This window comes from Myxococcales bacterium, from assembly GCA_016720545.1.
Classification (GTDB): domain Bacteria; phylum Myxococcota_A; class Polyangia; order Polyangiales; family Polyangiaceae; genus JAAFHV01.
Window position 1 is genome coordinate 87,258 of the sequence record JADKKK010000009.1, and the last position, 26,018, is coordinate 113,275.

Here is a 26,018-nt window from a genome sequence, read left to right on the forward strand (position 1 = left end):
AGCGACCGACGGCCACGTTCGGGGCGCCTCGTCGGCCACGTCCCGGCGTCGCCCAGGGGCGAAAGCCCAGCGGAGCCCTCACGGAGGGGGACACTTCACCAGCGGCGTGAGCGGTGAGAACGCCTTCGCGGGTGCGCGTATGGCGTCGGTCTCGGCGAGCGCTTGAGAGAGCGCCGTCTGGATCTGGGCGAAGGTCTGGTCGAGCTTGTTGGCCGGGGTGGACGTCGCCGCGCAGAGGAATTTCGGCCGCCCGCAGATGTCGACGGTCTCGCAGCCAGGGGCCGCGGGCGCCGACGGCTCGAGCACCGTGTCCCCGTAAAGCGCGACCCCGCCTACCATCACGAGGGTGACCTCCCTCGGGCTCGCGGTGACGACCGCGTCGTAGGGGGCGCCCACGTTCCCGCGGAAGACCGAGATGTCGGCGAGGTAGCCAGGGGCAATTTTCCCGAGGCGGTCGTCGAGCGCGAGCACGGTGGCGCCGTTCGCGGTGGCCATGGTCACGAGGTCCCTCGAGGTGAAGCGCCCCGCCCAGCGCGTCGTGCTCCAGTTCGACGCGAACCGAAGCTCGTCGAGCATGTTCTGGCTTCCGCCCATCGACCAGTCGGGGCCGAGGGCGATGAGCACTCCCGAGTCGACGGCGAGCGGGATGTTGGCCGTGGCGCCGTACAGCGACAGGTTGGACTGGGGAGACCACACGAGCTTCATGCCCGTCGCTGCCATGCTGAGAAACTCGTTCGCGCCAAAGGCGACGCCGTGGGTCAACGTGGTCTGCGGGGCGTAGAGGCAGCCGGGCGGCGTCGAGACACCCAGACGCGCGAACTCGTTGAGGCTCCGAGCGTCGACGCCCTCTCCGCAGTGCGCGATGAACGAGGTGGTTCGCCCGGACGCGAAGTTCGCGCAGACGGCGTTGGCGTCGCTCGGAGGAAAGAGCGCGCTCGTCTGGACGGTGTCGGTGCCGAGTCCGTTCTGCGAGACGTCCACGGAGCGGGCGAGGCTGCCAAAGCAGCCGGCGCTCGTCCCTGGGAGGCCGACGATGCTCGTGGTCCCGGACACGAGGCCCTTCAGCTCACCCCACTTGTCCATCTCGCAGCGCAGGCTGCCGGCGGCGGTGCCGTACACCGTCGCGGCGCACCAGGCGGGCTTGCCCTGCGAGTCGTTCGCGAGGCAGTGCTTCACGTCGAGCATCTCGTGATACCCGGGCTCGTTGGTCCACTGGTCGTGGTTCTGATAGGACATGATCGGCGCCCAGTCGTCGGCGTCGAACACGTCGAACAAGATGTGGTTGTGCGTGTCGATGAGCCCTGGCGAGATGACGCCCTGGGTCTCGATTCGCGTGGCTCCCGCCGCGTCCGGGTGGCTCGAGCACGTGTTGCCCGGCTCCACGCACTGGATCGTGTCTCCGACGACGAGCACCTCGCCGGTGATCGCTCCAGTCGCCGTGAGGATCGTCCCCGCGAGCAGCGTGCGCCCGGGGAGGCCCGGCACGATGCTGGGCTCGGGAGGCGGACCGCCGTCGCCACCGTCGCCTGGGCCGCCGTCCGGCGCCGTGGAGTCAGCGCCGCCGTCCGGCGCCGTGGAGTCAGCGCTCGCGTCGGGGCTGCCCGCGTCGCCGGCGTCGGGCGCCGCGCCGTCCTTGGCGGGTGTGGCGTCCGGTGGCGTGGCGTCCGAGACGCTCGCGTCCTCGGAGGGGGGCAGGCCCTCCGACCCACACGCGGTGGCAGACGCAGCGAGGATCATCGCAGCGATGATCCCAGCCCACCTAGAGGCGTCGCGAAGTCTCGGCACGAAAAGAGCGTACGGTGCGACAACCGCCAAGAGAAGCTCGCCGATTCACCCCTCGGGCTGTTCGGTCCCGCGGCCAGCTACCGCCACTGCGAGAATGCAGGCTCGCAGAAGCCCAAACCTGGCAGCTGCTCACCCTTGGTGAGGTACCGCCACCGCGAGGGGCATCGAAGGCGTGGGCGCGGCGGGCGGGCGAGTGAGCGAGGCCCGCGCCGCCTCGAGGGCGACGGTGAGCGCGAACGCGAGGTCGGAGAGCGGCCGCTCGATCTCCACGATGCGGGCGCCCAGGCGGTCACGTTGAGCGAGGAGCCGCCCCAGCTCCGCGAGCTCCGCGGGGCGCGCGCGGGGGCTCGCGTCGTTGTAGCGCTCGACGGTGGCCTCGAGCTCGGGCTCCACGGCGAGGAGCGCCGCTCGCGCCGCGTCGCGCGCGTCCGCGTGCTCGGCCTCGGCGGCCGCGAGCTGACCGGCGAGCGCCTCGATCTCGGCGGGGAGGCCACCGAGCACCTCGCCAAGCTCGCGGGCCGAGAGCTCGCGAGCCTCGGCCGTCGGGAGACGGGGGGGCGCGCCGTCGCGCTCGGCGCGCGTGAGCAGCAGCGCCGAGTGGACCGCGCGCGTCGGCGAGGCGTACGACACCACGGGGGGGAAGGGCGCGGTGCTGTTCACGTCGATGACCGTGCGGAACAGCTCGGTCCAGGAGTGATCTTCGCCATAACCCGTGTCGGTCATCCCCACACTCTCGACCTCGGGATCGAGGAGGTCGGGGTAGCGCGCGCAGAGCGCCTCGAGCTTCGCGGGGCCCGCGTTGATGCGCTGTCGGCTCGGGCGCGAGATGTGCCCCGGCGCGCCGAGGGGCCGGCCCAGCCGGGAGAGATCGCACGGGGCGCTCGAGCCGTCTTCCAACTCCTCGACCTCCGTGGAGAGGAAATCGTCGGCGCCGAGCTCGGCGGCGGCGGCCTCCACGATGGGGCGAGGCGAGGCGCTGCTCAGAACGACCCGGAGCCCCGGGCAGCGTGCTCGGAGCCAGTCGAGATCGGCGCGATCGAGGGTCTGGTCGGCTGCGTGGCGGCGCAGCACGCGCGTGGCGAGCTCGCGCACCGTGGCCCGGGGGAGCGCGGCGAGCTGATGGAGGAGCGCGTGCTGCGGCACCCGCTGGACGGCGCGCACGGGCTCCGGGCCAAAGCGGCGGAACGTGCTGCGGCGCAAGGAAGAGGCGCCCCACGCGAGCTTGCCCCACACGAGGTAGAAGAGGCCTGGCGGTCCCCACAGCGCGACCGCCCGCGCGAGGTAGCGGAGACTCGAGAGCGGGCGCGAGGGCGCCAGGAACATTCTCCCAGGCGCGCGTGTGGGCTCGAGGTCGGCGAGGTATTCGGGCCCGTACCCGAGGTGCGCGGCGATCTCCCAGCCGAGCAGCTCGCCCATGTTGCGGTCGAGGTGCACGGTGCGGTCGAGGTCGAGCACGAGCAGGCGCGTGCTCGTCGGCACGGCGCGGAGGCACAGCTCGCGGAAGTCGATGGGCGCTCCGTGGACCCGAAAGCGCTCCACGAGCCTCGTGTGGACGCCGGCGCCCGAGTGCGCGCCCCGGCGTGACTCACCAAAGAGCGCGCTGCGTGCCGTTCCCATTCCCACACGGTAGCGCCGGCGTCCCCGACCGAGGGTCACACGTCCATCAGACGAGGCGCCGTACGCTGACGAAGCTGTGACAGCACCTCAGGCAGTGTTCACTCGGGTGGAAGACGATCTCGGGGGGCGCGTTTGGCGTGCCGCCGCCGGCGCCGGCGCGAGCTTCCCGGCCGCGTTCCGCCCGCTCCATGGCCCGTTTTTGCTGGTGACTCCCCAGCCGTCGGGGTACACTCCCACGCCTCCAGGCCCATGAACCTACACCGTTGTCGACTGTTCGGGCGGGCAAGGCTTGCCAGAGGGACGACGGCGCAGGATGCCCCTCGGAGCGCGCGAGGCATCGCGCAACGGAACCATCATGCGCATCGTTCTGCTGAACAACACCAACAACATTCTCTTCTCGACAGCTCGCCACCTCCGCGACCAGGGTCACGACGTGACCCTGTTTCTGATGGACAACGAGATGGCGGATGGGCCGCACTTCCACCCCTCGTGCGACACCTTCGACCTGGACTACCAGAACTACACGCGGGAGGTCCCGTGGGGGACGGCCAGCCGCTTCTCCTCGTACGACATGGACACGGTCGCTCGCGACCTCGAGCCCTTCGATTTCTTCGTCGGATCGGGCTCCGCGCCGGCGTTCGTCGCGCGCGCCGGCCGGGTGCTCGACGTCTTCATCCCCTTCGGAGGCGACCTGTGCGAGGACGCGTTCCGCCCGCCGAAGTTCGACCGTAGGAGTCTCCGCTCCCTCGTGGCCTATCCATACTGGCAGCGCCGGGGAATCGTGGAGAGTCGCGCGGTGTTCGCGGACATCTCTCCCTCCTACGTCGAGCCCGCCCTCGCCAAGCTCGGCTACAAGGGAAAGCGCGTCTTCGCCTCGCCGCCTCTCCCCTATGCTCCGCTCTACACTCCCGAGGTCCTCAAGGCCAGGACCGCCTACTGGCATCCCCCCGGGCGCCTCCGCGAGCGCACTGACGTGCTCGTCACCTCGCCTTCGCGCCACATCTGGAAGGGCGCGAGCTCCACGAACTGGTCGAAGGGCACCGACAAGCTCATTCACGCCGTGGCCGCGGTGAAGAAGCGTAGGCCGAGCGCGCGGGTCGGGATCGTGTTCTACGAGTACGGGCCCGACGTGGCCGCCTCGCGCGCCCTGGTCAACGAGCTCGGCCTCAAAGACGACGTCCTGTGGCTGCCGCGATCGAGCCGGAAGGACGTCATGGTGAACCTCACCCTCACGGACTTCGCCTGCGGCGAGTACGGGCCTGACTCCTGGTATATGGGCGGCGTCGTCGCCGAGGTCCTCTGCATGGGCAAGCCCCTCTTCCACCGGCGGGACGACGCGTTGTTCTCCCACCTTTACCCGGAGATGTATCCCATGATCGACGTTCAGCGTCCCGACGACATCGCGCGCGCCCTGGAGGGGTTCCTCGATTCACCCGAGGAGTACCGAGACATGGGCCGCCGAGCGCGGCTCTGGTTCGAGAAGCACATCTGGGGGCACTCGCTGGAGGCTTTCGAGAGCCTCATCGAGCGCCGATGAGCGCCGATTTCTCTTATGCCATGCTTCGCTCCGAGCTCGCAGCGGTGTGCGCAGCGGGCTACAAGCCCTTGCGGTGCGTGGACTACCTGGAGCACAAGAAGGACCCGGGCGACGACCCACACGTGCTCGTGATGCGCGTCGACATCGACCTCTCGCTCGCCAAGACGGCCATTCTGCTCGATCTCTTCGCCGAGCTCGGCATCAAGGCGACATTCTTCGTTCGGCTTCACGCGCCCGAGTACAACCCCTTCTCCTTCGAGGGGTACCGCATTCTCAAGCGCATCGTCAGTGAGGGGCACGAGCTCGGGTATCACGCCGAGATCATCGACCAGGCCAAGATCTGGGGAGAGGACGCCGGCGCCTGCCTACGGCGCGACCTCGCTGTCCTCGGTGCCATCGTGGGAATGCCCATCGTTGGGGCGGCCTGTCATGGTGGGCTCACAGGCAACAACAACCTCGACTTCTTCAAGGAGAACGATCACCGCGCGTTCGGGCTCTTGTACGAGGGCTACGATCGCACTCCGGAGTTCAATCTCTTCCACGAGAGTCGGTATGTCTCGGACAGCGAGTGGACTCGCTGGAAGGCGTACGACCAAGGCGTGCGCTTGGAGGGAGACGTGCGGGCGCCGAGCGGTCACCTCGCGGACCGCCCCAGCGTCCTTCACCTGCTCCTTCACCCGGACACTTACTACCACTCGCATTTCTACGAGCGTGAGAAGTGAGCCCCCGCGTCGTCGCCATTCACCAGCCGGACTTCTTGCCTTGGCTCGGATTCTTCGTGAAGATCGCGAAGGCGGATGTGTTCGTCGTGCTCGACCACGTGGAGAACAACCCTCGTCGCGCGTTCCTGTGCAAGCGAGTGAGCTTTCAGCTCCCGGGGTCGGTGGGGTTCCTGGGCCTCGTGCTCGAGCACCCCTCCGACGGGCGTATCAGTGTGCCGCTCTCCGAGATGGTGCTCGCCCCGGAGATGGAACGCAATCTCGTGAAGATGGAGCGCTCGGTCGAGCAGGCCTACAAGCGCGCGCCCTTCTATTCCGAGGTGTTTCCCCTCGTTGCCGACTTTCTGCGCTCGGGGGAGCGCCGCTTGGTCCAGCGAAACATGATGTTCATCGACCAAGTCCTCGAGCGCCTGGAGATACGCCCGGAGCGAGTGTACTCGAGCGGGCTCGGCTCCACCGCCCGCGCGGGCGAGCTCGTCGCGGAGCTGTGCGTGCTCGCGCGGGGTGACGTCTATCTGAGCGGCGAGGGCGGACGGGGCTACCAGTCTCCGGAGTCGTTCGCGTCCCGCGGCCTACGCCTCGCCTACAACCACTTCACGCCGCGCGAGTACCCCCGCTTCCAGGGCGTCTTCGCCCCAGGCCTTAGCGTGGTGGATGCCCTGATGAACCTCGGCTTCGCGGGCACCGCGGCGCTGATCGCCGAGGAGGTGACCCTCTCCGAGGCCAGGGCGAGGGCCGTGGGCGAGGCCGTGCGCCCCTGAGGCGCGTTCGCTCACTTGAGGGCGGTCGCGCTGGGATGGTGGCGCTCACCGGGCGCCTTCGGTTCTCTCTCGGCCCCTTGCCCGCGCGCCGGACAAGGGACGGTGACTCGAAGGTGCACGAGCTGATGCACGCGAGCGACAACGTGAGGGTCTGGTCGGCCCCGTCGGAGTCGACGACGTGAAAGCCAATCGATTGATAGAAGCGGAGCCCCCGCGGGTTGGAGACGGGGCACTTGAGATCGATGGAGCGCAGGCCGAGGCTCCGGCAGTGCTCGATGCACATCGCGAAGAAGTCTTTGCCCACGCCGAAGGCGCGGTGCTCCTCGGACACGAAGAGCAGGTGCACGTAGTATGCGGTCGGGATCTTGCCCGACGCCATGCAGAAGCCGACGAGCTGCTCGTCGCGAAAGAAGCCGAAAGAGTACTCCCACTTCTTCTCGAGGTCGGAGGTGAAGTTCGCCTCGCGCCAGTCGCCGTGCTCCCAGCCCCCGATGAGCACCGTGAAATCGCGCGCGTGCGCCTCCACATAGGCCTTGGACAAGCGTCGGAACTCGGTCTTCATGCGGTGCTCCCTTCGGTCGCGTGGCGGAGACACGCCGCTCGTCGGCGGCGCCTCGCATGTTCGTGGTCGGCGGTGCGCTCGGGCGGTGAGCCCCGCCGCGCGCGGTTGTCCCGCGCCCGTGAATGGTAGTCGATCAGGAGCATCCTTCGCCTTTCGACGCGCCCGCGGACGACTCGCGGAGCGCGTCGCTACGCTACCACGGTCCCGGTGGCGGGATCGGCTCTCGCGCCCAACGGCCACCGAAAGTGAAGACGAGAGCCCGCGGGAGCGCGGGGCCGTTGGCCAAGCGAGGGAAACTCAGCTACTCCTGCCTACGAGAACTCAGGGAGGATTGGTAAATGAAGCGTACTATTGTCTCTATCCTTGGTGTGGCGCTCGCGGTGGTCTCGGTCGCGTGCAGCAGCGCCGCGGACGACGTGTGCACGAAGAACAGCCCGTGCGGCAACGACGTGCCGGCCACGCAAGCCCAGAAGGACCAGTGTCTCTCGACTCTGAAGGCGAACGAGACCAGCGCTTGCTACAGCGAGGGCGTCTCCTACCTTCAGTGCCAGCAGAACAACATCGTCTGCGGCGGTGATCAGAAGACCGATCCGAAGCTGTCGGCGACGCAGATCGAGAACAACTGCAAGAACCAGCTCGCCGACTACCGCGCGTGCTGCACGAAGAACTCGTCCGCAACCGCCTGCAAGTAGGGCCCGCGGTCGCGCAGCGCGACTGGCTACAGCAGGCCTTGCTCGCGGTACCAGGCCGCGGCGTCCCGGAGGGAGCTCGCGGCCGGCCGCGACCGATACCCGAGCTCCCTCGCGGCCTTCTCGCTCGAGACCGCGACGCGAAGGCACGACTGAATGGCCATCTCCTCGGTGAGCAGTACGGGCGTCCCGCGCAGCGTGCCGAGCGCGTCGAGCGCGCGCCCGAGGGTGCGCATCACGGGCGCTGGCAGCTTCGCGATCGGCGCGTGTCCGCCGACCTCCTTGGCGATTCGCCCCATGAGGTCGCTCACCGACATGGGCTCGCCGGCGAGAGCGTAACGTTCGCCCGATCGGCCACGGAGCGCGGCGGCGAGGTGGCCATCGGCGACGTCGCGCACATCGCAGATCGTGCGCATGCCGTGGGTCGAGAGGTAGCCCGCCGGGCTCCGGGTGGCGCGGAAGAGGGGCAGCAGGTTGTGCTTGAAGTCCCAGGGGCCGAAGATGGCCGTGGGGTGGGTGACGACGACCTCGAACGCGGGGGTCGCGGCGGCGAGCGAGATCTCCTCGGCGAGCCACTTGGTGTGCGGATAGACCCAGCCGAGGTGAGCGAGGTTGTAGGCGCAGGTCTCGTCGATGGTGACCACCGGCCCGCTCGTGGCGGCGAGCGGCTTGCCGAGGGTGGAGCCGCTGGAAGTGAAGATGAACCGGCGCGCGCCGTTCGCCTTGGCCCGCTCGAGCATCACCCGCGTGCCCTCCACGTTCGTGCGGTGCACGTCGGCCCACGCGGCGCGCGACATGCGCACGTCGGCCGCGACGTGGAAGACGTGCTCCGCGCCCGCCATGCCGCGGTCGAGCGCCTCGACGTCGTGCAGATCGCCGCGTATGGGCTTCACCCCTAGCCCGACGAGGCCGCCCGGGAGGGCCGCGCCGCGGACGAGGGCGGTGACCTCCGCCCCCTGCTCGCGCAGGGCGCGCGCGATCGCGTAGCCCAGAAAGCCCGTCGCCCCGGTCACGAACGTCCGCTTGCCCGTCCACTCGCCCATGGCGCAGCCTACCACGCGCGCCGCGGAGGCGCGGCGCCCGGTCTCGCGGGCCCGAGGAGGCCACGCGGGCTGCTAGCAGCCCGTTGATAAACGGACCGAGCCCGCGCGTCGTCCGCGCGGCATCGGGCAAGGCGCGATCCGAGGAGCCCGCGGAGCCTGCTTTTGCAGGTGAGCAGGCACCGGAGGATCGCAACGCAGCCCGTGCCGATGCGGCGGCGCGGGGGCGACGGGAGTTTATCAACGGGCTGCTACGGCACGGCCGTGCCTTCGTAATAGGTGCGCGCGAGGGCGGTCGCGTCTTTGCCTATCTGCGAGCCGAGGCGACGCCCCACGAAGTCGTCCGGGGAGATGTGGATCCCACCCCAAATGCGCGACTGACCGGCTTGATCGGCTGCGTCGTAGTACGAGGCCCACTGGAGGTGCACGTCGGCGGTCGGACCGATCTCGAAGACGAGGTATTTGTCCTTCGGGCAGACGGCCTCAGCGAAGCCGCCCGGGAAGAAGGGACTGCCCGTGAGCGCGGTGAGCACCTCGGCGCTGGCCCGGCTGAAGGTGCTGTGGCCCGAGATGAAGCCGGGGAAGCCGGGCGTGACGAAGTTTCGGCGCTGGTAGGGCATCCAGTCGACCCCGCGCACCCAGCCGACGCCGGAGAGCTCGGTGGTGTGATCGCCGGGCTCGCCGCGCCAGGTCTTGATGGCGATCTGGCCTACGAAGAGCGACAGGTTCGCGTGCCGCTGGCCCGGGGCCGCGCTCTCCTTGGTGATGACCTCTACGAGGCCCGGGACGAGGGGCAGCCCCTCCGGCGAGTAGGCCGCGCCCGAGGGATCGCTCGACTGGCCCTTCTGCGACATGTAACGCACCCACGCGATGGGGCGTGCCCGCGCGGTGCGCCGCTTGATGTCCCACGCCGTAATGGCGGCGTCGTGGACGGCGCCGTTGAGTGCAAGATACACATGAACGTCCCAGGACAAGGGATCGAGGTCGGGCCCCGCGCCGAAGAGCTTGCGCGGAGGGTTCGGCGCGTCGGCGACCGAGTTCGCGAGCACGTTCCAGTGGCCGGGCGGCGTCTCGGACTTGGGGCCGTCGGCCCAGAACTCGGCGAGCACGCGGCCGAAGTCGCCGCGCTTCGCCATCGCGGGCGCGTACGGTTGGCCGGTCACGGGGTTCTGCGGGCGGCCCTTGCCGTCGTTCGTCCCGAGGGGGTTGTTGCCCACCGCGCCCGGCGAGGTGTCCATCGTCTCGCCGTCGTTCGGGTCGAGGAAGCTCGAGGTGCGGAGCACCTCGACGACGAGGGGCTTCAGCTCGGGCGCGAAGTCGGGCGCGGGGCCGGGGTCGTGCCACGGCACCGAAGCCGACGCGCGCTTCATCGCGAAGGGGCGCACGCCGCCCCAGCCGGAGCCGATGTACTCCTGCACACCCGCGGGCACAATGATGCCGTTCTGGGTGGCGGCGACCGAGAGGTTGAGCGGCTGCCACGCGCCCTTGTCGGTCATCGTCACGCCCGGGGCGTCGACGACGAGCGCGGGGTTCAGCGAGGTGTACGGCGAGAGATCGGCGTAACCCCCTGCCTCGTTGGAGCCGTCGGCGTCCCCGGCGGCGAGCACGGCCTTGGCCACACGGTTGCCGAGCCCGCGAGGGGTGTCGCCGAACTCGCTCGTGTCGGCGGGGTCGTAGCCGAGGTCCTTCATGACGGCGCGGTAGCAGGCGACCGAAACGTCGCCGCCGCTCGCCTTCTTGTAGCGGCGCTCGAGCACGCGGAAGGCCGCGTAGGAGATCGCCTCCTTGCGCGCGGCGGCCACGTCGGCGGCGGTCTGGCGCTCTCTCAGGAACACGCCGTCCGCGGTGGTGTCGTAGGCGGCCCAGGCGTCCCACATGGCGGCGGAAGAGTGGAACAGGTTCCGCGCGTGGACCGTCGGGCGGGGAATATCGCGCCGAATGGACGCGACAAGCTGTTCGTTCCAGCGCCGCGCGATCGACTTGGTGGCGCCCTCTGCGATGACCGCCGGCGGGCACACGGCCTGCGGCGTCTCGCCGTCGGGGCCCGCGTCGGGCGCGGGGGCGAGGATGCGCGGGAGCTCCCGGTCGCCGAAGTGCGCCACGCCGCCCGCCGCGAGCGCGGGCGAGAGCACCTCCCCGCCGACCGCGATCACGTCGCCCTCGGGGGCGATCCACGTGGCGTGGAACGACTGCACCTTCACGGTCGGCTGCGTCAGGGTGGGGACGAGCTTCGCGCCGCCGAGCTTCATCTCGTACACGAGCCCGCGCTCGCCGGCGGCGAACACGCGGCTGCCGCGCGCGAAGACCCCCTGGATGAGCGCCGTGTCGGTCGGCGAGATGTCGCGCACGGTCTCGGTGGCCGCGTCGATCTCGAGGGCGCGCCCGTTCGACGCGCCCCCTACGGCGTATACCTTGCCGCCCGTGCCGTGCACGGTGAAGAGCGTCTCGGTGACGCCGCTCGGGACGACCTTGAACGCGCCGCCCTTCTTCTTATGGAGCACCGTGCCCGCGCCGCCGACGGCCCAGACGTCGTCGCCCTCGCCCCACACCTTGAAGAGCCCCGGCGACTCTCCCTTGTCGGTCCTCGGGAGATCGTCCGGGAGGCGCTCTTCCTTGAAAGACGTGCCGTCGAAATGCCAAATGAAGCCGTCGCGCCCGCTCGCCCCGCCCACCGCGTAGACATCGTTGGCGGCGAGCGCGTGCACTCCGAAGATGGTCTGTTTGGCGAGCCCCGGAGTGGGCATTCGTTCGAACTTGCCGGCCTGGTACCGGAGCACCATGCCCGAGGCGCCGGCCATGAACACAGGCCCGCCGGGCAGCGCGTTCACCCACCAGAGATCCCCGCGCTGGCCGGTGGCCAGTGGAGTCCACGCCGTGCCGTCGAAGTGATGGACCGCGGGGCCGGCGCCCTTGTCCGCGCCGACCACATAGACATCGCTGCGCGAGGTGCCGCTCACCGCGAGGAGCGCGCTCGGGAGGCTCGTCGCGACGTCGCGCCACGCGCCGGTCGCCGGCACCACGACGACGTCGGGGGCCGCGTCGGGCTGCGGCTCGGTGGGGGTGTCCGGGCAGCCGCCGAGGCCTGCCGCGAGCAGCGGAAGCGCGCCGAGCGCGGCGAGCCGGATGGACCACGAGAGCTTGGCGCGGAGCCTGTAAGAGCGGAGCATGAAGCACCCAGGGTAGCAAGAATTGGCGAAGGGTTGAGCCCGTTGAAGCACCGCTCGTGCCAGCCCGTAACCCCGCGAATCGGCGCGGGTTCACCGTCGCGACGTATGTCATCGTGTGCCATCGCGGGGTGGGGGAGCACCCGCTCGGGGTGAGGCGGTCAGTCGAGCTTCGCGCCCTGGGCGACCCAGCGACCGAGGGTGTCTCGCTCTTCCGGAGTCATGCCCGTCTTGTTGGCGAGGGGCATGGTCTTGAGGACCGACGCCCGCTCGCGGATACGCGGCGCGAGCTGCTGCATGCGCTCGGGCGTGTCGAGCATGATGCCCACGGGCGCCGCCTTCCACACGTCGTCCGTGGGGTTCTGCGCGTGGCACGAGGTGCAGCGCGCCTCGATGATGGCCCGCGCCTCGGCGAAGCGCACGGGCGTGGTGTTGGTCGAGGGGGCGTCGTCCCAGCGCGCGGTGAGGACGTAGGTGCCGAGCAGCCCCGCGATCACGACGCCCACCGTGATGGGGAACCACGGCTTGAACACGAACCGCACGTTCATGAAGTGGCGCACGAGAGCGCCCGTGGCCATCACGACGAACAGCGCCGCCCAGCTCCACTTGGCGCCGGTGACGGCGGGGAAATGGTTCGACACCATGATGAACAGCAGCGGGAACGTGAGGTAGTTGTTGTGGATACTCCGCTGCTTGGCCTTGAGGCTCAGGGTCTTGTCCTGCTCGCGGCCGTCCTCGGTGGCCCGGACGAGCTCGCGCTGCGAAGGCACGATGGTCATCCACACGTTGCCCGTCATGCAGGTGCCCATGATGACGCCCACGTGGAGGAACGCGGCGCGCCCGCTCATGGCGTGCGTGAGCCCATAGGCCGCCGCGAACAGCCCCGCGATGGAGAGAGCCGTGGCGGCCGGCGCGCTGACCTTGCCGAGCGTCTTCCACAGAAGGTCGTAGACAACCCACGAGACGAGGATGCTGCCGACGCCGAGGCCGATGAGGGCGTGTGGGTGCAGCTTGGCGATGCTCGGATCGCCCATGAGCGACGCGCCGCCCATGTAATAGACCACGACGAGCAGCGCGATGCCGCTCGCCCAGGTGGTGAAGTTCTGCCACTTGAACCAGTGCAGCACCTTGGGCATCTCGCCGGGGGCGAGGAGCTTCTTCTCGACCTGGTAGAAGGCGCCCGAGTGGAGCAGCCAGATCTCCCCCTCGTGCAGCTTGGTGCGGCCGGGCACCTTCTCGAGGTTTCGGTCGAGCCAGTTGAAGAGCAGCGAGTTGCCGATCCACATGATGCCCGCGATGATGTGGACCCAGCGGACGACGAGATCGGTGATCTCCCTGAGGTGTGCGCTCACGACGGTCTCCTTGACGGCAGGCTTACTCGGTAGGGGCGCACAAGGACACTGGGAAGCGCGCACGGCGTGCTGGGCGCTGGCTGAGCCGCAGCGTCGGGGCCTCGCCGAGCGCCTCGCGGGTCGGCCCTGGTCGGGCCTCGACGAACAGCCAAAGTTGTGAAAATATGGACAAATGCGCCTTCGCTTCGTCGCCCTCGCCGCCGCCTTCGTGCCCTTTCTGCTGCGGTGCTCCAGCACCGACGCGCCGGGCGGCGCGACGACGGCTGACGGGGCCGTCCCCACCGCGTCGACCCCGCCGACGGGGAGCACTCCGCCCACGGCCACGGTGACCCCTGAGGGCGGCCCGGCCGACGCGGGCCGCGACACGGGCGCGAGCGACGCGTCGTCGGAGGAGGACGCCGAGCCGCCGCCGCCCCCGCTGCCCACCACGAGCCCCGGGTGCGGGCTCGCCGCGAGCCCGAGCCCCGCCGCGGGGGTCCGCAAGACGGTGACGGTGGGCGGCGTGGCGCGCTCGTTCGTGCTCTTCGTGCCGGCCGGCTACGACCCCACGCGCGCGTACCCCGTGGTCCTCGTCTTTCACGGCATCGGCGCCACGGGCGCGCAGATGGCGCAGTTCATCGCCATGCAGACGTACGCGGCGGGCGAGGCGATCGTGGCGTTCCCCGACGGTCGCGGTGGGGCGTGGGATCTGGGCGGCACGACCGATCTCGACTTCTTCGACGCGCTCACGGCCGATCTAGAGAACACGCTCTGCGTGAACCCGCAGCGCGCGTTCGCCGTGGGCTTCAGCTACGGCGCGTACATGACGAACTACCTCGCCTGCAACCGCCCGCGGACCGTGCGCGCGATCGTGGCCGCGGCCGGCTCCTTCGCAGGGACGGGGTGCGGCTCCACCGCGGCGCTCGTCTACCACCGCGCCGACGACAACGACGAGCCCGTGGCCAATGGCCGCAACGCGCGCGACGCGTGGCTCTCCTACAACGGCTGCGCGTCCACATCGACCCCGTCGCCCGCCCCGATGGACGGCCTCGGCTGCGTCACCTACGACGGCTGCGCCGCCGGCACCCCGGTCGTGTGGTGCGAAGACCGCGGCGCGAGCGCGTACAAGCACGACTTCCGCGACGTGTACCGGGTCCCCGCGTGGAACTGGCTCAATCAGTTCTGATCGGACCGCCGGTGGCCCGCGCCTCGAGCTCCGCGCGCGTGACGTAGAGGAGCGCGAGCGAGCCCTCGGCCTCGACCGCGACGCTCGCGGTCGCCGCGCCTCGCGCGAGCGCCTCGTCGACGCGGCAGCCAACGGCGAGGGCGCCCATGAACGCGCCCGCGAACGCGTCCCCCGCGCCCGTGGGATCGACCTCGCGCGCGGGTCGGGCGCTCCACGGAGTGAGCGTGCCCTCCCTCGCGTCGAAGAGCACGCCGCCGGCGGCGCCGCGCTTGTGGAGCACGTAGCGGACGCGGCCCACGGCGAGGGCGCGGAGCGCCGCCTCGGGGTGCTCGTCGGCCCCGGACAGGCGAAGCTCCTCGCGGCTCGCGAAGACCACGTCGACGCGCGCGAGCACCGCCCGCCACGCGTCGAGCGAGCCGTCGGTGATGGGCTCGCACGGATCGACGGAGACGAGCCGTGTGCCGTCGCCGAGCGCGTCGGTGAGCGCGCGTTGTCGCGGGAGAGGCATCGGCGCCACGTGCACGGCGGGCGCGCGGAGCCACGAGGCCGGCACCGCCGTGGGCTCCGGCGAGACCTCCGCGTGCGAGGGCCGGCCCGCGCGGTGGAGCATGCGCCGCCCGCCGTCCTCGTACAGCAGCCACACACGCGCGCCCGGCGTGCGCAGCGTGGTGAGGCCTTCGAGGGCGACGCCACGCCCTCGGAGGTCGTCGAGCGCCGCGCGTGGGTAGTCGCTCCCGGCGATGGTGACGCACCCCGCGCGTGTGCCCCACGCGGCGGCGGCGAGCGCCGCGTGCAGGAGGGCGCCGCCCGGCTGGGCCATACGCGTCGTGCCGTCCTCGAACACGAGGTCGTCGACGAGGAGGTTGCCGATGAGGACGAGGTCGAGTGGGCTCACGCCGGCAGCGCCTCGAACGCGCGCGCGACGGCCGTCACCGCGTCGGGGTCGAGGGGCGCCGCCCACGCGCCGCCTTGCTTCACCGAGGAGCCGACGATGAAGCCGTGTGCGCGCGCGTACTCCGCGAGGTTCGCGGGCGTGAGGCCGGACCCGACGAGCACGGGGAGCGCCGCCGCGCCGATCACCGCCTCGACCTCGCGCGCGGAGGCCGCGTGGCCCGTCGAGGTGCCCGTGACGATCACGCCGTCGGCGCAGAAGAACTCGGCCGCGTGGGCGGTCTCTTCGATTGATACATCTGATGTAATTGCGTGGGCCGAGTGCTTCTTCTTGATGTCGGCGTAGACGCGCACGTGCTCGGCGCCGATGGCGCGGCGGTAGCGGAGCAGCGGCCCCGCGCAGGCCTCGATGACGCCCTCGTCGGCCACGTGCGCGAAGGCGAACCCCTCGACCCGGACGAAGTCGGCGCCCGCGGCGAGCGCCACGGCGAGCGCCTCGTGGTTGGCCCCGGCGAGGATCTGCACGCCGAGGGGCACGCGCACCGCGCGCCGCACCTCGAGGGTGATCGCCGCCATGGCGGCCACGATCTCCGGTCCGACCGCGCCCTTCAGATACGGGGTGTCGTGCATGTTCTCGAGCAAGAGCGCCGTGAACCCGGCGTCGGCGTACGTGCGCGCCTCGGCGACAGCCCGTGCCGCCAGCACGTCGACCGGATCGCGTGACCTCGCCGTGCCGGGCAGGGCTCCCACGTGGAGCATGCCGATGAGGGCGCGCGGCCGCCCGAAGAGGCTCTGGAAGTCGTCGAGTGGGCTCACGGCGCGACCGTAGCGCGCGGGCGGCGGCGGGTCTACGCGTCCACCTCCGCGTCGCGCCCGAGCGCGCGCTTCGAGTAGGGTGGGGCCATGCCGTCGCCCCCCGCGCCCCCGACCACGTCGCCCCCCGACGCGGAAGATCCGTTCCTCCTCAGCGACGAGGTCGTCGAGGCCGTGGCCGCCCTGCGGCCCGTGACCGCCACCTTCTGGGGTGTCGCCGGTCACGATGGGGAGTGGGACGATCTTCGCCCGGAGGGCCATGAGCGCGCGCGCGCAGCGCTCGCCTCGTTCGAGGCGCGCGCCGCGACCGCGGCCGCGGGCGCCGCGCGTGACGGCGATCCGTGGCGTCGCCTCGCCGCCGACGTCCTCGTGGACTTCCTCCGCGTCGAGCTCGGCCGGTACACGCACCGAGATCACCTCACGGATCTGAACACCCTGGCCTCGCCGCTCCAGCTCCTGACCATGGCCTTCGACGTGATGCCCTCCGGGACCCCAGAGGCCTGGGAGGCGCGCGCGAGCCGCCTCGAGGGCCTCCCCGCCGCGCTCGAAGGGTACCGAGCCACGCTCGCGCTCGGCCTCGCGTCGGGAGAGGTCGTCGCGGCGCGCCAGGTGCGCGCGGTGCTCGCGCAGTGCGCCGTGCACGCCGGTCACGCGTCCTTCGTGCGTTCACTCGGTCGGCAGCTCGCGGAGTCCAAGCTCGACGACCCCTCGCTCAGCGCGCGCGTCGAGGCCGCGATCCCGCGGGTGTGCGACGCCTTCGCCGCGTTCGCGGCGTGGCTCGGGGAGACCTATCTGCCCGGCGCGCGCGAGGCGGACGGCGTGGGCCGCGCGCGCTACGCCCGCGAGGCGCAGCGCTTCCTCGGCATGAGCATCGACCCCGAGGAGACCTACGCGTGGGGGTGGCGCGAGATCGCCGCCCTGCGAGAGCGGCTCGGCGAGGCGGCGGCGCGCCTGTCGCCCGCGGAGTCCGTGGCCGAGGTGCTGGAGCGCCTGAAGGCTGCGCCCGACTACGCGGCGCCGAGCCTCGAGGTGTTCCTCGAGCGCATGCGGGCTCGCCAGCGAGAGGCCCTCGACCAGCTCGGGGGCGTGCACTTCGACGTGCCCGCGCCCGTGCGCACCCTCGACGTGAAGGCGGCCCCGCCCGGCGGACCAATAGGTGTATATTACACGGCTCCCTCCGAGGGTTTCGCGCGCCCGGGGTGCGTCTGGTATTCGCTCGGCGACGCGGCGGCCTCCGGCCCCGTGCCGATGTTCGATCACGTCGCGACCGCGTACCACGAGGGTTTCCCCGGGCACCACCTCCAGATTGGCATCCAGCTCTCGCTCACCGACAGGCTGAGCCGGCTGCACCGCGTGGCCGAGGGGTACTCCGGTTACGCCGAGGGGTGGGCGCTCTACGCGGAGGAGCTCATGGCGGAGCTCGGCTACTACGAGCGCCCCGAGTACCTGGTCGGCATGTTGTCGTGTCAGATGATCCGCGCGTGCCGCATCGTGCTCGACATCGGGGCGCACCTCGCCCTCCCCATCCCCGAAGGGCAGCCGTTCCATCCTGGCGAGGCGTGGACGTTCGAGCTCGGCGTCGAGATGCTCACCGAGCTCGGCGGGCTGCTCCCCGACCGCGCGGCGTCCGAGATGGTGCGGTACCTCGGCTGGCCGGGGCAGGCGATCGCCTACAAGGTGGGGCAGCGCGTGTTCCTCGAGCTGCGCGACGCAGAGCGGGCGCGCCTCGGCGCCGCCTTCGACCCGAAGGCCTTCCACGCGAAGGTGCTCGGCTCCGGGAACGTGGGCCTCGACCGCCTCTGCCGCGGCGTGACGGGCGCGCGCCCCTGACGCTTCTCGGGCGGGCCACGGGCGTGGTACGACGCACGGCATGGCAAACCCCACTGCGACCCTCGAGACCTCGCTCGGCACGTTCACCATCGAGCTTTTCACTACCGAGATGCCCATCACGGCGGGCAACTTCATCAAGCTTGCGAAGTCTGGGTTCTACGACGGCCTGCACTTCCACCGCGTGATCGCGGGCTTCATGTGCCAGTTCGGCTGCCCGCACAGCCGGGATCCGAAGAGCTCGCGCGCGGGCACCGGCGACGGCCCCGACGGCACGATCAAGGACGAGCACCCCGCGAACGCGAAGTTCTCCAACGAGGTCGGCACCCTCTCGATGGCGAACACCGGCCGCCCGAACAGCGGGAGCTGCCAGTTCTTCATCAACACGAAGCACAACGCGTTCCTCGACTTCTTCACTCCGGGCAACTCGAAGCACCCTGTCTTCGCGCGCGTGACCTCGGGCATGGACGTCGTGAAGAAGATCGAGACCACCCCCACCGACGCCGACGACCGCCCGCGCACCCCCGTGCAGATGATCCGCGTCACGGTGCAAGACGCCTGAGCGCTAGACCCGAGAGCAGGCCGCGGCCGTTCGCGCTCGCCGCCTCGGCCCGTCGCCGCCGTCAGCGGAACGTCGCGCTCGCCGCCTCGGCCCGTCGCCGCCGTCAGCGGAACGTCGCGCTCGCCGCCTCGGCCCGTCGCCGCCGTCAGCGGAACGTGTAGGCAGCGCCCAGCCCGAAGAGATCGGCGCTCGCCGAGTACGTGCCGCCGTTCACGGCCTCGAACGGCGCGTTGCCCTTGATGGGGTTCACGCGCGGGAGCTTGGCCGTGCGCGGATCGACCGCCTCGCCGGACGCGAAGATGTGGGCGTACACGAGGTCGAGCCGGAGACGCGGCGACACGTGGAGGCCCGCGCCGAGCGAGGCCGTCACCTTGGCGAAATCGAGCGACGAGAGCGAGAGGTATTCCGCGGGTACGCCGGAGGTCTCGTAGGTGACGCCCGCGCGCAGATCGAGCGCGCGGTCCTGGACGGTCACGCGCCCCTCGCCGCCGAGCCGAAAAGAGCTCGAGTCGGCGAAGCCCCGCGGGATGGTGATGGGCGGCATCGCCACCTTGGGGGGGAGCCCGGTGATGCCGTCTAGCGAGATGCCGCGGGGCGTGGCGGTGATCGCGTCGTGGGCCGACCAGAGCTCCCGCACGTAGGCGGCCTCGACCCGCAGGTTCGGCGTGGGCCGCGCCTCGACGCCGAGGCGCACGATCGCGGGCAGCACGAAGCGCACGTAGGCCTCGTCGCCGCGGATCTGCGCGGTGTCGAAGACCGCCGACGTGGGCAGGCGCACGGTGATCCTGGCGGTCGAGTCGATCACCGTGGGGAGCTGGCCGCTCACGCCGATGCGCAGGTACTTACTGGGCACGAACGTCGCGCCGGCGTTCATCGTGGGCGCGAAGATGGGCCCCACCTTGAGCTGTGCGGCCGCGTCGTACTCCGGCTGCTCGGGCGCGCCGATGAGCCGATCTTGCGGGCTCGCGCTGAAGGTGACCTGCGACTGGAAGACGCCGACGAGGGCCATCGCGCCGAGCCCGAGCCGGAGCTCCTCGAAGGGCTTGTAGGCGACCCACGCGCCGGGCACGGCGAGCACGCTGCCGTCGAAGGATCCGAGCGTGTAGCGCGCGGGCGAGGGCTGACCGCCCACGGTCTCGGCGTAGCTGTTCAGCGCCACGTACGGGGCGATGAGCCCGGCCGCGACGGTCCACTCCTTGTGGGCACCGAACGCGTACGAGCCTGCGATCGTGGGCAAGGGGATGAACTGCGAGTTGCCGTTCACCGTCGGCGACTTCACGCTCCGGTAGGTGCCGTCCGCGTCGAGGATGAGCAGCTCGCGCTGGTGATCGACCGAGAACCGCAGCCACGCGAAGTCGACGAGGGCGCTCGTGCCGGCGTCGGCGAGGCCCGCGGGGTTGTACCAGATGGCGTGGAGGTCGTCGGCGCCCGCGACGTACGCGCCCGCGCGGCCCATGGGGCGCACGCCGCGATCGGAGAAGTAGAGGCCCGCCGCTTCCGCTTCGGTCGCCCACGCGCTCGCGCCGAGCGCCGTAAGGCCAGCGAGGCACGCGAGCGTCGCGCGCGGTGCGCTGGAGACGCGCGCGCTCACGGCGCGGCGGTCGCCTGTCGGATGACCTCGTACACCTGCTCGAGCCCGCTGCCCTTGTCGAGCAAGAAGCCTCGGAGCTCGGTCGCGATGTTCGCGTAGTCCTTGCCTTCGAGCTTCTCGGTGAGCGTTGGATCGGCGCGGTTCACGTCGGCGACGACGTCGATGACGACCTCGATCGGGGCCGGCCGGTTCGGCTCTGGGGGCGTCATGAGCTTGCGGAGGGCGACCGCGATCACGCGGTTCGGGTCGACCTCGCGACCGCACACCTCGCGCCCCTCGGCGTCGCGCGCTTCTGCAAATACGCGGGTGAGGGCCTCGACGGCGGCGTCTGCGAAGCCGCGCCGCACCACGTCGCCCCGTTCGTCGACCAGGCGGGGCGCCACGGCGCTCGAGAGGGCCGTGTAGACCGGCGCGAGGTTCGTGTCGTCGCTCATCACCTGCAGCCCGTCGAGCATCGCGGCGAGCGTCGAGGCGTGCGCGTCGTTCTCCGACGCCGGATCGAGGAGATACTGAAGCAGGCGCTGGAGCTCGGCCCGCGCCGCCGGATCCGCGCGGAGCGCCTCGAGGAGATCGATCGCCGCGGCGAACGTGGGGCCGCCGACGGTCTCGCTCGCGTTTTGTCGGAGCTCGTCGCGTGCCCAGGCGCAGCGCGCGTTCGGCGACCTGTCGGGGCAGCGGGCGAGGACCTGCGACGACGTGGTCTCGAGCAGCGTCGGCAACATCGCCGCGGTCGCGGGGTTCGCCCAGGTGGTCGCCTTGCCCGTGCCCTTCACGCTGAAGAGCGCGTCGACGATCTGCGAGCGCGCCTTGCGCCACTCGGTCTGCCGCGAGGGTCCGTCCGGCGCTGCCGCGAAGGCCGCGTCGACCCCCTTCATCGCGTCGATGAGCAAGACGAGCGGCGTGGTCTGCGCGTTCTTCGTGCCGTCGTTGCGGACGGAGAAGGTGTTGCCGCGCGCGTCGGCGAGGCCCTTGTTCCGCGCGGGGTCGACGAGGACGCGCACCATGTCGACCAGCACGTCCACCCCGCTGCGCGGCGTGCCAAGCTTGAGGCAACGACCCGTCTTGGCGTCGGTGAGCTCGCAGCGCGGGATCTTCACCTCCTCGAGCACGGGGATGGTGTCTTGCAGCGCCTTGAAGAGGTCGGTCTTGCGGAGCACGTCGACGAGCAGGGGCTCGTAGGAAGAGGCGCCGTCTTGGGCGCACCACCGCGCGTTCGAGCGTGGGGCCGCGGGATCGCACACGTCCCTCGGCTGCGCGGCGCTGCCCCAGTGGAGGTGGAGCGTGTCGAACAGCTCGACGAACAAGAGGGGCTTGTTGTGGTCGTCGAAGGCGGCGGCGAGGGCGCGCACGTTCTTGATGAAGTCGTACTTCTCGAGCGGGAAGAGGGCGTTGTTGTCGCGCCCGCGTAGCGTGTCGGCGAACGAGCCGCACTGCCGGAGCTGCATCACCTTGCCGTCGGATGGATCTGTGAACGGCGCCGCGGGGCACACCATGGAGGGCACGGGCTCGAGGATGTCGCGGAGGAAGCGGTTCGTGTCGGGATCGCGCCGCGTGGTGTCCCCGGGCAGGCCGTCGTGCGCGGTGTCGAAGAACACCATGCGGGAGATGCCCGGCACCGTGGGGCGCGTCGATAGGCCCTTGATGCCCGAGGTGCGCTCGAGGAAGAGGTCGGCCCCGCCCACGAGATCGGTCATCGGGGACTTCATCATTTTGTCGAGGCAGTCGTCGCGCACGTCGAGCGGGAGGCGATCGAGCGCCACCTTGAGGAGCAGCTCCGCCACGTTCTCGAAGCGGAGCACGCCGCACTGGCGCAGCTTCGACGGGGCCTGCGAGCCGAGGAAGAGGCACACGGTCTTGGCGAGGAGGGCCGTCGGGTAGTCGAGCTGGACCTTCACCCCGCCCGGGTACGGCCAGATGATCTGCACGTGCGCGACGGCGTCCTCCTTCGTGCACGCCGCGAGGCCGTTCGCGTCGTGGAGGGCCTGCATGAAGCGCTGAAGGGCGCTCCGGTTCTCGCCCACGTCGGGCTTCGCGCGATCGACCCGCGTCTGGAACGACGCCGCGCTGTTCGTGGTGAGGTTCCACGCGGGGCCGTTGAGGTTCTTGCGGTCGTAGGTCAGCTCGTCGCGAAACTCTGTGTAGCTTGCAAATGCCTCCTGCAGCTTGACGGTCTCGTCGCGCTTGAAGGCGCGCACGATGTCCTCGAGGATGCCGGGCTCGCGGGCGATCTTCGCGAGCACGTCGAGCATCTCGTCCCAGAACGTGGAGGCGGCGGGGATCGACGCTTCGGGGTGGGCGTCGGCGATCTCCTTGATCTTGAGCCCGAGCCCGACGAGGCGCGCGAGCTCGCCGGGGTGGTCCTTCGCGAGGCGCCGGCCGAGCTCGATGACTTCGTCGACGGCGGGATCGGCGAGGAGCTGCCCCACCGCGTGCACGAGGTCCACGAGGGGCGAGGTCTCGGGGTGGAAGGCGCGGTAGCGGAGCACCACGGGGTCGGTCCCGAGGTTCCGTGGGGGGGGGGCCGAGTGCGTGAGCGCCCAGTCCCTCGTGAGGCTGGGATCGGGCGCGTACGTGCGAGCGCCGGAGGGCGTCGCGTCGCGCGCCCCGAAGAGCACGGGGGCCGCGCCTGCGGCCTTCATGAGCGCGTCGCGATCGCGCGTGGGGTCGGGGTCGAGCAGGGGGCGCAGGTCTTGCCCGAGCGACGCGAGCAGCGTGCGGTTGCTCTCGAGCGTCTCGTAGAGCGGAGCGCCGCTCGGCCCGAGCGCGCGCCCCTGGGCGTCGCGCGGCCCCTCTGCGCCGTTCGCCGCGAAGAACGGCGAGGCCACGGGCTCCGTGGTGACGAACTGGCCGAGCGGGCCGATGTCGGGGAAGCCGTCGGGGCCGACCCCGTCGGGGCCCACCTGGTCGAGGAAGGGCGACGGCACCTGGTCGCCTACGAGCGCCACTCCCGCGAACCCGCGCGCGTCTCGGCGGGTCACGTACTGCACGCTCGCGGTCTCGAGCTTGCTGGCGAATGCCGCGTCCTCGCGTAGCAGCAAGTGCCGCGCGAGCTCTAGCGTGGTGCGGGGGCGGCTCAGCGAGACGCGCGTGCGGATGAGCGGGTCGGTCCCCGTCACGAGGCGCGCGGTGGGGGCGGTCGGCGAGGTGGGCTCGGCGGTCCGCAGCTCCTCGCGCATCACCGCGAACAGGGACGAGAGCTCGCCCGCCGCGCGCCCGGGCACCGCGGTGCGGTTGTCGTTCGAGAAGGGGCGGGAGGGATCGCGGCGCGTCGACGCGTCGAGGGGCGCGGAGTCGCTCGCGACGACCCGGAGGAGCGAGCGCGTGAGCTCGACCAGCCGGGGATACGCGAGGACGGGGCGCGCGACGCCGAGCGCGATCCCCGAGGGGCGATAGCCCTGGCGCGCGTCGAGCCGGGCGAAGGCCGCCTGGGTTTCGGGTGTAGACTGCACGTTGTCGAGGACGTCGGCGAGGGCCCTCGTGAGCGCCGGGAGCGTGCCGTCGTTCTCGAGATCGGTGAGCCGGCCGAGCATGTCGCCGAGGGCCTTCGGCAGCGGCGTCTCGCCGCCCGCTTCGCACGATCCTGCGCCCTCCCCGAGGCGCTTGGTCGCGACGGGCTCGTCCGGGAACGCGGCGTCGAGGGCTCGGATGAGATCGCCGCGCCGTCGCGCGAGCGCCTCGATTCGCGCGATGCGGTAGCCGCGTCGCGCGCGCTGCTCGTCGATGGGGACCGCCGCGCCCGCGGCGTTCCGCGCCCCCTTGTCGAGAGGCACGAGCTTGCTCACATCGACGCGGTCGGCGAATTTGCCCCGGGCGTCGGCGTGGCAAACGGCGTGGAACGAGGCGCCGGTCACGTCCTCGCGGAGGGCCTGCGCGCCCACGCGGTCGCAGACGAGGGTGAACATCTCTTGGCCGAGCGAGCCGCGCCTGGGCACCACGCGGGTGGTGTCCAGGTCCGTGGCGCACGCGCCGAGCGCGGTCGCCAAGGTGGTCACGACTCCCAGGCTGGCCGCTGCGCGCGCGAGCCACGTAGCGGCGCGCGGGGCCCCCGAGGCGCGGCGTGGCCGATGGTGCCGGTGAACTGCCACTCTCACTACTCTACGATGGATCCGGGCCACGTCACCACGCGCCCGACGCGGGCCTGGGGTAGGGTGCATCGAGCGCCATGAGCGAACCTCTGCCGGAGTGCCTCTCGTGCGGCGCCTGCTGCTTCTCGCGCCTCGACGCCTACGTCGCGGTGACCGGCGCCGACTACGCGCGCCTCGGCGAGCGCGCCGACGACCTCGTGACGTTCCGCGGAAACCGCGCGTTTCTCCGCATGATCGACGGTCGATGCGCGTCGCTCGAGCTCGCGCCCGCGACGCGGGAGCTCGTCTGTTCCAGCTACGAGCTGCGCCCGGAGGTGTGCCGGGCCCTTACGCGAGGCTCGCCCGAGTGCCTCGGTGAGCGAGCCGCCAAGGCGAGTCGGCCGCTCGCCGCGCTCGCCGCGCTGGCTCGGGAGACTGCCCCGCCGTTCGAGTGAGCAGCCTCGCGTCAGCGCCGCCGCGCCCGGCGCCACCCGAGGACCGCGAGCGCGAGGCCCGCGGCGCAGATCGACCACGCGGGCGCGCCGCTGCGGATCGTGGCGGTGTCGCACGCGCAGCCTCGCGACGCGGGGCGCGCGGTGGGCAGGCCGGGCGTCGGATCGACCGTGGGCTCCGCAGCGCGCTGGGGTACTCCGCAGAAGCGCTCGCGGACGCACTGACTCTCCGCGGGGCATTCGCCGGTCGGGCATTCGCCGGTCTGCTCCCACGTGGGCGTCCCGCGGCTCTCGCCGCGATCGTGGAGGCAGAGCGCCCGCGTCTCGCACTTCGCCCCGCCGCACTCATCGTCGCGCTCACAGGAGATGGGGGCGCAGTAGCGGCCGTAGAGGTACCGCGAGGTCTGACCGGGAGGGCAGGATGGAGCCGGGCCGATGTCGGCGACGGCGACCGTGGAGAACGTGAGCAGCGCGAGGCCTGACGCCACGGCGAGCCGCGCAGGCTTGCCGCGCGGGCGGTGTCGGTGGAGGAGGGCCATTCAGGGAGCGTAGATGAGCGCAGCGCGCGCCGCACCGGGGAAAGAGTCCTCCCGGCGCCCACCCTCCGCCGCACCTCGTCGTGCGCCCGACTTGATTTTAGATAAAAATGACCAAATAGCTCTTGTGGGCGCCTGGCCCGTGCGGGAGCCTGGAAGAGCGCCTCCGCGCGGAAAGGCCGACCATGTTTTCCCTGAAGACCGGCAGCAGCAAAGCCGCATGCACCCTGTGCCCCATCGGGGCGGCGTCGCACGTTGGAACCGGCTCCGTATGTCCGATGGTCGACCGACGGAGACCGGCGGGCTCGACCCTGTTCGTGGCGGGGGCGCCCGCCGAGGCCGTCTATTATGTGAAGCACGGGTCGATCGCGCTCTCGCGCGGCGGCACCGAGGCCCTCGGCGAGGGGGCGCCGCACGCCCTGCGCCGGGCCGGCTCCCTCCTCGGCCTGGAGGCCATCATCCGCCCGACCTACCTCGACTCCGCGCGGGCGATCTCCGACGTAACCGTCTGCGTCACGAGCCGGACGCAGATGCTCGCGTGGCTCAGCGAGACGGGCACCTCCCGGGTCGTCCTCGACTGCCTCCTCGCGACGCTCGCCTCCGACAACCCCTCGCGCGCCACCACCGACGGGAGCGCGCCCCAGCGTATCGCGAGGTGGCTCCTCGACTCGACGCAGCAGCGGCGGCTCCCGCGGTCGGTGCTCGCGGGGCTCCTGGGGATGAAGCCCGAGACGCTCTCGCGAGGCCTCGCCACGCTCGTCCGCGGCGGGAGCATCTCGGCCACGCGCACCCGCATCGAGATCCTCGACGCCTCCCTCCTCGAGGCGATCGCGGGCGGCGCTTCGCGAGAGACCGTCGCGAGAGATCGCTCCGCGTAGAGGCAGGGCCGCG

At 71.2% G+C, this 26,018-nt stretch carries 20 protein-coding genes; 9 read left to right on the top strand and 11 right to left on the bottom strand.

Features of this window, described 5'->3' with window-relative positions:
- Window positions 1-78 precede the first annotated feature (78 nt).
- Together IPQ09_17845 and IPQ09_17850 are read right to left on the bottom strand one after the other, a co-directional pair.
- On the bottom strand, window positions 79-1,737 hold the full coding sequence (locus IPQ09_17845) for an amidohydrolase family protein (protein MBL0196046.1): 1,659 nt from the start codon (window positions 1,735-1,737) through the stop codon (window positions 79-81).
- Window positions 1,738-1,914: 177 nt separating this feature from the next.
- Window positions 1,915-3,402, bottom strand: a complete 1,488-nt coding sequence (locus IPQ09_17850; GenBank protein MBL0196047.1) for a haloacid dehalogenase-like hydrolase — start codon at window positions 3,400-3,402, stop codon at window positions 1,915-1,917.
- 355 nt (window positions 3,403-3,757) lie between these two features.
- Between IPQ09_17850 and IPQ09_17855 the strand changes: the two genes are divergently transcribed.
- The 3 genes from IPQ09_17855 to IPQ09_17865 are packed head-to-tail and all read left to right on the top strand — an operon-like array spanning window position 3,758 to window position 6,419.
- Window positions 3,758-4,939, top strand: coding sequence for a hypothetical protein (locus IPQ09_17855; protein MBL0196048.1), 1,182 nt, complete (start codon window positions 3,758-3,760; stop codon window positions 4,937-4,939).
- A gap of 20 nt (window positions 4,940-4,959) precedes the next feature.
- The gene (locus IPQ09_17860; protein ID MBL0196049.1) at window positions 4,960-5,661 is read left to right on the top strand and encodes a hypothetical protein; all 702 of its coding nucleotides are present in this window, start codon (window positions 4,960-4,962) and stop codon (window positions 5,659-5,661) included.
- Window positions 5,658-6,419 (top strand): WbqC family protein, encoded by a 762-nt coding sequence (locus IPQ09_17865; protein MBL0196050.1) that lies wholly within the window; start codon window positions 5,658-5,660, stop codon window positions 6,417-6,419. The genes IPQ09_17860 and IPQ09_17865 overlap by 4 nt, the downstream gene beginning before the upstream one ends.
- Here IPQ09_17865 and IPQ09_17870 read toward each other — a convergent pair.
- Entirely contained in the window at window positions 6,301-6,981 is a 681-nt protein-coding gene (locus IPQ09_17870) for a GNAT family N-acetyltransferase (GenBank protein ID MBL0196051.1), read from the bottom strand. The two genes, IPQ09_17865 and IPQ09_17870, sit on opposite strands and share 119 nt — an antisense overlap.
- A gap of 338 nt (window positions 6,982-7,319) precedes the next feature.
- Here IPQ09_17870 and IPQ09_17875 point away from each other — a divergent pair, with 338 nt between their 5' ends.
- Window positions 7,320-7,673 carry a hypothetical protein gene (locus tag IPQ09_17875; protein MBL0196052.1) on the top strand — a complete coding sequence of 118 codons (354 nt, stop codon included), beginning with the start codon at window positions 7,320-7,322 and terminating at the stop codon, window positions 7,671-7,673.
- 26 nt (window positions 7,674-7,699) lie between these two features.
- Here the strand turns inward: IPQ09_17875 and IPQ09_17880 are convergent, their stop codons facing one another.
- From IPQ09_17880 to IPQ09_17890, 3 genes are all read right to left on the bottom strand, one after another.
- Complete coding sequence (locus IPQ09_17880) at window positions 7,700-8,713, bottom strand: NAD-dependent epimerase/dehydratase family protein (GenBank protein ID MBL0196053.1); 1,014 nt, start codon at window positions 8,711-8,713, stop codon at window positions 7,700-7,702.
- A 248-nt stretch (window positions 8,714-8,961) separates the two neighbouring features.
- Complete coding sequence (locus tag IPQ09_17885) at window positions 8,962-11,877, bottom strand: vanadium-dependent haloperoxidase (GenBank protein MBL0196054.1); 2,916 nt, start codon at window positions 11,875-11,877, stop codon at window positions 8,962-8,964.
- 158 nt (window positions 11,878-12,035) lie between these two features.
- Window positions 12,036-13,226 carry a urate hydroxylase PuuD gene (locus IPQ09_17890; protein MBL0196055.1) on the bottom strand — a complete coding sequence of 397 codons (1,191 nt, stop codon included), beginning with the start codon at window positions 13,224-13,226 and terminating at the stop codon, window positions 12,036-12,038.
- A 172-nt stretch (window positions 13,227-13,398) separates the two neighbouring features.
- On the opposite strand from IPQ09_17890, the gene IPQ09_17895 reads away from it, so the two are divergent.
- Complete coding sequence (locus IPQ09_17895; protein MBL0196056.1) at window positions 13,399-14,391, top strand: prolyl oligopeptidase family serine peptidase; 993 nt, start codon at window positions 13,399-13,401, stop codon at window positions 14,389-14,391.
- Here the strand turns inward: IPQ09_17895 and IPQ09_17900 are convergent.
- A complete protein-coding gene (locus tag IPQ09_17900) occupies window positions 14,378-15,286 on the bottom strand; it encodes a carbohydrate kinase family protein (protein ID MBL0196057.1) in 909 nt (302 codons plus the stop codon). The genes IPQ09_17895 and IPQ09_17900 overlap by 14 nt on opposite strands.
- Window positions 15,283-16,098 (bottom strand): BtpA/SgcQ family protein, encoded by an 816-nt coding sequence (locus IPQ09_17905; GenBank protein ID MBL0196058.1) that lies wholly within the window; start codon window positions 16,096-16,098, stop codon window positions 15,283-15,285. Before IPQ09_17905 ends, IPQ09_17900 begins: the two co-directional genes overlap by 4 nt.
- 87 nt (window positions 16,099-16,185) lie before the next feature.
- Here IPQ09_17905 and IPQ09_17910 point away from each other — a divergent pair, with 87 nt between their 5' ends.
- Window positions 16,186-17,925: a DUF885 domain-containing protein gene (locus tag IPQ09_17910; protein MBL0196059.1), complete on the top strand. Its 1,740-nt coding sequence runs from the start codon at window positions 16,186-16,188 to the stop codon at window positions 17,923-17,925.
- A gap of 40 nt (window positions 17,926-17,965) precedes the next feature.
- The gene (locus IPQ09_17915; GenBank protein ID MBL0196060.1) at window positions 17,966-18,484 is read left to right on the top strand and encodes a peptidylprolyl isomerase; all 519 of its coding nucleotides are present in this window, start codon (window positions 17,966-17,968) and stop codon (window positions 18,482-18,484) included.
- A 145-nt stretch (window positions 18,485-18,629) separates the two neighbouring features.
- On the opposite strand, the gene IPQ09_17920 is transcribed toward IPQ09_17915, so the two are convergent.
- Together IPQ09_17920 and IPQ09_17925 are read right to left on the bottom strand one after the other, a co-directional pair.
- Window positions 18,630-20,075, bottom strand: a complete 1,446-nt coding sequence (locus IPQ09_17920; GenBank protein ID MBL0196061.1) for an outer membrane protein transport protein — start codon at window positions 20,073-20,075, stop codon at window positions 18,630-18,632.
- Window positions 20,072-24,067 (bottom strand): hypothetical protein, encoded by a 3,996-nt coding sequence (locus IPQ09_17925; GenBank protein MBL0196062.1) that lies wholly within the window; start codon window positions 24,065-24,067, stop codon window positions 20,072-20,074. The genes IPQ09_17920 and IPQ09_17925 overlap by 4 nt, the downstream gene beginning before the upstream one ends.
- A 182-nt stretch (window positions 24,068-24,249) precedes the next feature.
- Here IPQ09_17925 and IPQ09_17930 point away from each other — a divergent pair, with 182 nt between their 5' ends.
- Window positions 24,250-24,594, top strand: a complete 345-nt coding sequence (locus IPQ09_17930; GenBank protein ID MBL0196063.1) for a YkgJ family cysteine cluster protein — start codon at window positions 24,250-24,252, stop codon at window positions 24,592-24,594.
- 11 nt (window positions 24,595-24,605) lie between these two features.
- Here the strand turns inward: IPQ09_17930 and IPQ09_17935 are convergent, their stop codons facing one another.
- Window positions 24,606-25,130 carry a hypothetical protein gene (locus IPQ09_17935; GenBank protein ID MBL0196064.1) on the bottom strand — a complete coding sequence of 175 codons (525 nt, stop codon included), beginning with the start codon at window positions 25,128-25,130 and terminating at the stop codon, window positions 24,606-24,608.
- Between the two features lie 182 nt (window positions 25,131-25,312).
- Between IPQ09_17935 and IPQ09_17940 the strand changes: the two genes are divergently transcribed.
- A complete protein-coding gene (locus IPQ09_17940) occupies window positions 25,313-26,005 on the top strand; it encodes a Crp/Fnr family transcriptional regulator (GenBank protein ID MBL0196065.1) in 693 nt (230 codons plus the stop codon).
- The last annotated feature ends 13 nt before the right edge of the window (window positions 26,006-26,018 follow it).